The organism is Chloroflexota bacterium, assembly GCA_020850535.1.
Lineage (GTDB): Bacteria > Chloroflexota > UBA6077 > UBA6077 > JACCZL01 > JADZEM01.
On sequence record JADZEM010000088.1, the window covers coordinates 1 to 7,208 of the forward strand.

The 7,208-nt window shown below is 69.8% G+C and carries 7 protein-coding genes; 2 read left to right on the top strand and 5 right to left on the bottom strand.

The genetic code is table 11. The features are described 5' to 3' along the window. Positions 1–151: 151 nt before the first annotated feature. The 5 genes from IT306_12665 to IT306_12685 all read right to left on the bottom strand — a co-directional run bounded on the left by IT306_12665 (position 152) and on the right by IT306_12685 (position 4,896). Positions 152–316, bottom strand: a complete 165-nt coding sequence (locus IT306_12665) for a type II toxin-antitoxin system HicA family toxin (protein MCC7369273.1) — start codon at positions 314–316, stop codon at positions 152–154. Positions 317–762: 446 nt separating this feature from the next. After that, the gene (locus tag IT306_12670) at positions 763–1,821 is read right to left on the bottom strand and encodes an alanine racemase (GenBank protein ID MCC7369274.1); all 1,059 of its coding nucleotides are present in this window, start codon (positions 1,819–1,821) and stop codon (positions 763–765) included. A 222-nt stretch (positions 1,822–2,043) separates the two neighbouring features. Continuing rightward, complete coding sequence (locus IT306_12675) at positions 2,044–2,919, bottom strand: amidohydrolase family protein (protein MCC7369275.1); 876 nt, start codon at positions 2,917–2,919, stop codon at positions 2,044–2,046. 84 nt (positions 2,920–3,003) lie between these two features. Further along, positions 3,004–4,011, bottom strand: a complete 1,008-nt coding sequence (locus IT306_12680) for an aldo/keto reductase (GenBank protein ID MCC7369276.1) — start codon at positions 4,009–4,011, stop codon at positions 3,004–3,006. Positions 4,012–4,140: 129 nt separating this feature from the next. Further along, positions 4,141–4,896, bottom strand: coding sequence for a hypothetical protein (locus IT306_12685; protein ID MCC7369277.1), 756 nt, complete (start codon positions 4,894–4,896; stop codon positions 4,141–4,143). Positions 4,897–4,992: 96 nt separating this feature from the next. Here IT306_12685 and IT306_12690 point away from each other — a divergent pair, with 96 nt between their 5' ends. Both IT306_12690 and IT306_12695 read left to right on the top strand, forming a co-directional pair. Next, the gene (locus IT306_12690; GenBank protein ID MCC7369278.1) at positions 4,993–5,952 is read left to right on the top strand and encodes a CPBP family intramembrane metalloprotease; all 960 of its coding nucleotides are present in this window, start codon (positions 4,993–4,995) and stop codon (positions 5,950–5,952) included. Between the two features lie 60 nt (positions 5,953–6,012). Further along, a complete protein-coding gene (locus tag IT306_12695; protein ID MCC7369279.1) occupies positions 6,013–6,897 on the top strand; it encodes a hypothetical protein in 885 nt (294 codons plus the stop codon). The last annotated feature ends 311 nt before the right edge of the window (positions 6,898–7,208 follow it).

Consider the following 7,208-nt stretch of genomic DNA (forward strand, 5'->3'; position numbering starts at 1 on the left):
CCTCACCCCCGACCCCTCTCCCGCACACAGGGAGAGGGGTCGGGGGTGAGGGCCGACAACAACTCCAGAGCCTGGTTGAGGGGTCGGGGTCGGTGCGGGTTCGCCGCACGGATCTCGGCCCCTCATGCAATCTGAGGTTGTGTTCGGTGACCTACTTGTACTGCTCCACCAGGGCAATCAGTTGCTCGACGGTCCAGCCGGCTTGACAGCACAGCGACCGCATCGTGCCGCGTGGAATCTGCTTACCATGCGTCGCCACGGTGACCGTCCAGCTTCCGCCCTGGGTCACCTTCGTGTACACATAGTACGTCGCCATGCCGGATGTGATGGGTGTGTCATCCCGACCCCATTCGGCAAGCTCAGGGCAAGCTACGCGAGGCACGAGCGGAGAGGGATCTTCCCCGCAGGGGTGTCCAGGGGAAGATCCCTCGACTGCGCTCGCACGCTCGCTCCGCTCGGGATGACGGGTACGACGACGCCCTCTGCGTCGTGGAGTAATAGTCGGTGCCCCGCCGATTGCGAAGGATGAAGCCCTCACCCTCCAGCATCTTGATGACGAGCCGGGGCGGAAGGAGGGGCGGCTCCACCACCCTCGTAGAGATCGTCTTCCCGCTCAGCCTCAAGGTGAAGCGCTATCGTCTTCTCCACAGATGCCCCCTCCTTGACCACACCACAATAGCAAGCGGAGCCGGGCAACTCGGGACGACGATGCGAATCGCACGCGGGTGCGACTGACCGGCAGAAGGCTGCTCCGGGGCGCCCCTATTGCGAGCGGCCGCGCGCTGCCACCGCCCAGCTGCCCTGGACGACGCCACCGCGCTGGATGGTCAGCCGGTCGTAGAGGTTGGCGGCCGGGCAGATGTGGTTCGGGATCAGCTCGACGCGGTCGCCAACGCGGAGATCCTCGGAGTGGCCGTCGTCCTGGCGCAGCAGGACGCCGTGCTCCTCGCTGGCCCGCGCGAAGTACCAGCCCGGCTGGCCCTTGACGCAGCCGTACCCCTCACGCTCGACCACGATCATGTTGCGGTCCGCCGCGACGGCCTTGGTCCCGGCATCCACGACCGCCCGGTCCGGGGCGGGCCGGGCGATGACCGTCGCGTGCACGGAGGCGGCGCAGTCGGCCTCGGTGGCGACGCCCAGGCGAACCTGGTTGAAGTCCTGGAACACGTAGGTGCCCGGCCGGACCTCGGTGATGCCCGGCACCTCGGCGATGTGGCGGCCCGATGGCGTCGACCCGACCGACACCACCGGCGTCTCGAGGCCGTCAGTGCGCAGCGTCTCCGCAAGCTGCACCATCACCCGCCCGGCCTCCTGACTGACCGCGCGGAGGGTGGCCGGACTGGCGGCGTAGGCGTGCCCCTCATGGGTCATGATCCCGCGAAAGGTCAGGCCCGGCGTGGCGGCGATCTCGCGGGCCAACGCAAGGGTCGGCTCGCCGGGCAGCGTGCCGCAGCGACGGCCGCCGGTGTCCACTTCCACCAGGATGCCGATCTGCTGGCCGTGCGCATGGGCCGTTTCGCCGATCTGACGGGCGGCGTCGGCGCTGTCCAGCGAGACGGACACGCGCAGCCGCTGGGCGAGGTCGAGCAGGCGGGCCAGCTTCTGCTCGCCCACGATGGGGAACGCCAGCAGGACGTCATCCAGCGGCAGCGGGTCGCCGGCCGCCTCGGCGGCGGCCAGCATCCCCTCGACCTCGCCGAGCTTCGCCAGCGTCAGCCCGACCGCCCCGGCCGCGAGCTGCTGCCGCGCGATCTCCACGGTCTTGTGGGTCTTGGCATGCGGCCGCAGCGCCACGCCGAACCGGCGGGTGTGCTCGGCCATGCCCTGGATGTTGCGCTCCAGGATGTCCAGATCGATGACGAACGCCGGGGTGTCGAGGTCTGCGACCAGCACGGGCGGACTCCGAGGGGTGGATGGGCGCTGACGACCGTCCGTCGCAACCGCCCGAGGATGGCACACGGGTGCGTGTCTACGGTTCTCGGCAGGCTGGCTGAGGCGTCATTCTGTCACGGGTGATGTCAGGCGATGGAGTGAAGGGGATGGTCAGACGGTCGGGGTGTAGAACCGGCGGGCGTTCGCCCCGAAAATCTTGTCCTGCGTGGCTGCGGAGACGCCGAGCCGGTCGAGGATGGTCTTGAGCGCATCGTGGACGCGCTCGTAGGGGGCGGCGAGCGTCGAGACCGGCCAGTCTGAGCCGTACAGCAGCCGGTCTTCGCCGAACCAGCCGATCACCCGCTCGACGTAGGGGAGCAGGTCGTTCGGGGTCCAGCGCTGCCAGTCGGCCTCGGTGACCATCCCCGAGAGCTTGCAGAAGACGTACGGCAACTCCGCGAACGGGGCCATGTCCGACGCCCACGGCTCCATCGTGCCGTGGGCGATCTCCGGCTTGGCGATGTGGTCGATGACCAGCCGCAAGTTGGGGAACGCCCGTGAGACGGCCAGCGCGGCCGGCAGCTCGCGCGGCTTGAGCAGCAGGTCGTAGGCGAGGCCTGCATCCTGGATGGCCTGCAGGCCGCGCTGCACGTCGGAGCGGCGCAGCCAGTCAGGGTCTGGCTCGTCGTGGACCTGGTGGCGAATGCCGGCCAGCCAGCGGCCCGTCGGCGCGGCCCGCAGCTCGGCGAGAACCTCCCCGACGTTCGGGGCGGTCAGGTCCACCCACCCTACCACCCCGACGACGAAGTCGGTCCGATCGGCGATAGCCAGGAACTCGCGCGTCTCCTCGACGCTGGAGCGTGTCTGCACCAGGATCGACCGGTCGATCTGGCGGGCCTGGAGGCGCGGACGGAGATCGTCCGGGCTGAACGGCCGCCGCAGCGCCGCCAGATCGTCGGTCATCCAGGGGTAGAGGGCTGGATCCGGCTGCGGCCAGAAGTGGTGGTGGGCGTCGATGCGGACGGCCCGCTGGGATGGCTCACTCATGGGCAGACCTTCTCTCGACTCGGCGAAACGAATCCCGTACTGTGGGGGCGTCTGCATGGCCGAAACCCGCGCCCCCGGGCGAGATCAGGCAGGCGTCGGGGCCTCGGGCGGCAGGAGGCCGGCCGACTTCAGCTCGGCCCAGAGGCCCGCCGGGATCGGATGCTGCATAAAGGCGACGTTCTGGTCTAGCTCCTCGGTGGTGCGCGCGCCCGTGAGGACCACCGCGACAGCCGGGTGAGCCAGCGGGAACTGCAAGGCGGCGGCCTGGAGCGGCACGCCGTAGCGCTTGCAGACGTCGTCGATCTTGCGGGCCTTCTCGATCCACCGCTGCTCGGCGGGCTGGTAGTTGAAGGTGGCGCGCTCCATGTTGTCGAGGTTCGCCAGGATGCCGGAGTTGTAGACGCCGCCGATGATGATGGCGATCCTCTTCTGCTCGCAGATCGGCAGCAGCTCCGGCAGGGCGGCCTGATCGAGCAGCGTGTAGCGGCCAGCCACCAGGAAACAGTCGAAATCGGCGGCCCGCGCAAACTGGGCCAGCATCTCAGCCTGATTCATGCCGCTGCCCAGCGCACCGATCACACCCTCGCTGCGAAGCTTGTCGAGCGCCCTGTATGCGCCATCAAGCGCCTGCTGGTAGAAGTCGTCTGGGTCGTGGATGTGGAGCACGTCAATGCGGTCCACGCCCATCCGAACGAGGCTCTCCTCGAAAGAGCGCATGACGGCGTCGTAGCTGAAATCGAAGATCGGGACGAGCGGCGGCGATTCGAGGAACTGGCCGGCCCCGGACTCGTCGACGGTGTCAGTCGCGGCCGGCTGCGGTCTGAGCAGCCGGCCGACCTTCGTCGCGAGGGTGAACTCGTTGCGGGGCTGCTGCTTCAGGACGTGACCCATGCGCGACTCAGCGCTGCCGTAGCCGTAGAGCGGGGCCGTATCGTAGAAGCGCAGGCCGAGCTCGTAGGCATGCTGGATGACGCCGTGCGCCGTCGCATCAGAGACGGGATTGAAGAGGCCGCCGAGTGGGGCGCTGCCCAGGCCCAGGCGAGTGGTCGTCAGCGAGGTCTTGCCGAACGGGACGTGCTGCGTTGGGTCCATCGTCGTCGTGCTCCCAGGGCCAGCACGACGACGATGCCGCGCCAGCCATCCACGTTGCGAGACATTGTAGAAGGGGGAGCGTCTCGGCGTCGGATGGCCGTGGCGGGCATCGGCCGTGGCGGGAGCCGGCTACGGCGATCCCGGACCAGCGCCTGCGCCGCTACCACCACCCGCCGATGCGCCGCCGCCGGCGCCTGGCGCACCGCCTGGCGCGCCTGCGCCACCTGGGGCAGCCCCGCCGCCCGCGGGTGCGGCTGGCGGGATGACGGCGGTCGGAGGCAAGGCCGGTGGGGGGATGTCTGGGATGGCCGGCGGCGGTGGGGCCGGATTGCTGATGGCCGGTGGCTGGGCGGCCGGTGCGACTGGTGGCAACGCGGCGGGCGCGCCGCCCGCCGCGCTTGCACCGCCGCCGGCGGAACTGGCCGTGCCGCCACTGGTGGACGCGCCCGGGGCGGCGGTGATCGGGTTGGTCAGTGCGCCGCCGGAGGCCGAGCTTGCAGGCGGGGCCGCGGGAGCGATGCCGGCGCCGCCTGCCCCCGCGGCCGGATCGGCGCCAGTGAGCGGCGCGCTGCCGGCCGCGGGCGCGCTGCCGGCTCCCGTGGCCGCGCCGCTCCCTGCCGCGGGCGCAGCCGGCGCAGCAACGATGCCGGGGCCGCCCGGCCCGGCCGGGACCGGGCTGCTGGGTACGGACGCACCCATGACCGGCTGGGTGTAGGTGGGGAGCAGGGTCGCGGTGGCACGGGTATCGCCAATGGGAGAGGGGCTGGCGGCCGGCGCTGATCCAGACGTGGGCGTGCTCTGCGAGCAGGCGACGGCGAAGAGCGCCGCGCCGGCCAGGAGCGCGAGTCGTCTCGTCAGGTGCGGTGGGAAAGGTCGATTGGTCACGGGACTGCCCCCGAGTCAAGGTTGGTCTTGACCGTGAGAGGGCGCACGACCCGTGCCGGCCGGTACGCTCACGGTGGACAGGGGTGGAGTAGCGACATGACCGACAGCGAGCGTCCTCGGGCGAGGGCGAAGCGGCAGCGGGGCGCCATCGCGCAGGTGGTGCTGTTCACGACCGTCTGGTCAACACTGGTGTCGGTGTTCGGGCTGGTGGCGGTGGCGCCGGTGCTGCTGGAGGCGGGGCGCACGGGTCAGAGCGCTGAAGAGCTGCTCGGCGTGCTCTCTGCCGCCAGCACTACGACCCTCGGGATGACGGCCGCCACGGCGCTCGGGACAGTGCTGTCTGTCTGGGTGATGTGGCGCTGGTTCGACGGTCCCGCGCTGCTCGACCTCGGGCTGCGGCCACGACGAGGCTGGCTGGCGGACTCGCTGGTCGGGCTGGGGCTGGGGCCGGCCATGTTCGGCCTGATGCTGGCCCTGTTGCTCCTCGTCGGCTGGGTCCAGGTGACTGGCGGAAGCATCAGCGCAAGCCAGCTTGCCGTGGCGCTGCTGACGTACCTCCTGGTGGCGCTCTCGGAAGAGGTCTTCGCGCGCGGCTGGATCCTTCAGGTGCTTGAACGGGGACGCGGAAGAGTCTGGGCGGTCGTCGGCTCGTCGGCGATCTTCTCGATCCTGCATGGGGCCAACCCGAACATCACCCTGATGGCGCTGGTCGGCCTGTTCCTGGCGGGGCTGCTGTTCGCGCAGGCCTACTTGATGACGCGCCAGTTGTGGCTGCCGATCGCGCTGCACCTGAGCTGGAACTTCAGCGAGGGACCGATCTTCGGGTTTCCGGTCAGCGGCATGGCGAGCCAGGGGTTGCTGACGGTCACGCCGACCGGCCCGGAGGTGATGACGGGCGGGGCGTTCGGCCCAGAGGCTGGAGCGGTGGTGATCGTCGGGATGGTCCTGGCATCAGCGGTCATCGCTGGGCTGGCCCGGACCCGTCCCCAGCGGCCGCAGGCAGAGTGGCAGACAGACGCGCCAGATACGGTGCGGGACGCCGCCGATTCGGCGTGACATTTGCGAGATTCCTGGTCTCGGTGATGTTGCCGTGCATGGCCGGCGCCTGCTACCGTCGTGCTTGTGCAATCCCAGGGTGGTCCCCGTCCGTTTGACGTTGCGACGCGCTTCCTGATCGACGACGATCCGGAGGCGTGGCTTGCCTGTGCCGGCCTGCCGATCGACGGTCCGTCGCACGTCATCGAGTCTGATGTATCGACGGTGCTGGCCCAGGTTGACAAGGTCGTCTGGGTGGATGCGCCCGAGCCGTGGCTGGCCCACCTGGAGCTGCAGGCGAGCCGGGATCGGGTGCTGCCGCTGCGCCTGCTCCAGTACCACGCCCTGCTGCGCCACCGTCACGAGATGCCGGTGGCCACGGTGGTCGTGCTGCTGCGTCCGCAGGCGGATGGACCAGAGGTGACCGGAAGGCTCGACTGCCCTGGGCCGCGCGGGGAGGTCACCGTCTCGTTCAGCTTCGAGGTGGTGCGGATCTGGGAGCGGTCCGTGGACGACCTCCTGGCAGGTGGCATTGGCACGCTGCCCCTGGCGCCGCTCGCCGATGTCGAGTGGTCCAGGTTGCCGGAGGTGATCCGCCGCATTGACGAGCGGCTCACCGCCGAGGTGCCGACGACTGTCGCCAATCAGTTGTGGACGGCCGTTCACCTGCTGCTTGGGCTGCGGTATGATGCCCAGGAGACGCAGGAGCTGTTGCAGGGGATCACGAACATGCGCGAGTCCAGCACGTACCAGGCGATTCTTGAAGAAGGCCGCGAAGAGGGTGAAGTGCGCAGTCTCCGCCGGATGGTGCTTGAACTTGGCGCGGACCGGTTCGGGCCGCCTGACGCGTCCATCACCTCGCTGATCGAGCATATCGGGGATCTCGGCGTGCTGAATCGCCTGCTCCACGCCATTCTGCGCGTCAACGACTGGCAAGAGCTTCGGGATCTGGCGCGCCGCTCCTGAGACTGCGGGCTCACTCGCCGAAGCGGATCAGACTCGCGGGGCGAGGTACGCGGTGGCGAGACGACGCCAGGCGCGCGGCTGCCAGGACGTCCTGCTGACGCCGTGGAGTCGGACCGGAGCGGCGCGCTCCTCACGTCGGCCAGGGCGATTGCATGTTCATTGGTGTCCCCGAAGCATCATGGAACGGGCGGTCGGGGCTTGAAAGCCCCGCCTACCGTCACGCCGTCGCTGCGCGACGGCCGTCGGGAACGGCCGGCACTGGTGCGACTGGCGCGTCGCGCAGCGACTGCAGGATGGTAGGCGGGGCTTTC

Coding starts and splice junctions, on each gene's coding strand:
- IT306_12665 (MCC7369273.1), bottom strand. CDS start 316: ATGGCGACGTACTATGTGTACACGAAGGTGACCCAGGGCGGAAGCTGG.
- IT306_12670 (MCC7369274.1), bottom strand. CDS start 1,821: ATGGCCGAGCACACCCGCCGGTTCGGCGTGGCGCTGCGGCCGCATGCC.
- IT306_12675 (MCC7369275.1), bottom strand. CDS start 2,919: ATGAGTGAGCCATCCCAGCGGGCCGTCCGCATCGACGCCCACCACCAC.
- IT306_12680 (MCC7369276.1), bottom strand. CDS start 4,011: ATGGACCCAACGCAGCACGTCCCGTTCGGCAAGACCTCGCTGACGACC.
- IT306_12690 (MCC7369278.1), top strand. CDS start 4,993: ATGACCGACAGCGAGCGTCCTCGGGCGAGGGCGAAGCGGCAGCGGGGC.